General features: G+C 48.7%; 1 protein-coding gene. It reads left to right on the top strand.

The window, feature by feature from the left end:
- Positions 1-343, top strand: a 343-nt coding sequence (locus tag AAEZ03_RS26380; RefSeq protein WP_350582713.1) for a fatty acid desaturase, incomplete at both ends; no start/stop codon positions are given.

Genomic DNA, 343 nt, shown 5'->3' with positions numbered 1-343 from the left:
GGCTAGAATTTGGCTTGATTGCTTTAGTCGTCTTGGTTGCCCTCGTACTGACCGTATTTACTGTCGCTGTTCCTGCTCTGACCATGTTATCGCAAGTATTGATGTACCACATACTGACCATGATGTTGGCCAATGCTAGCGTTGGTCTCATCGCGGTGTGGGGCGTGCACCATGATTGTGATGAGACGATCGCTCGTACTGAGCGTAACCCGCTGATTAATTTGCTGACGTTTAATTTGCTTTATCACGTGGAACATCATCTATTTCCTGCGGTGCCTTCCAATCATTTACCTGAGCTTGCAGAGCGTCTGGATAAAGTCGCGCCGCATCTGACTGACCAGCA

Source organism: Pseudomonas sp. HY2-MNA-CIBAN-0224 (assembly GCF_040310285.1).
Taxonomy (GTDB): Bacteria; Pseudomonadota; Gammaproteobacteria; order Pseudomonadales; family Pseudomonadaceae; genus Aquipseudomonas; species Aquipseudomonas helleri.
The sequence above is the reverse complement of the archived record's forward strand: the minus strand, read 5'-3'. Positions and strand labels throughout refer to the sequence as shown.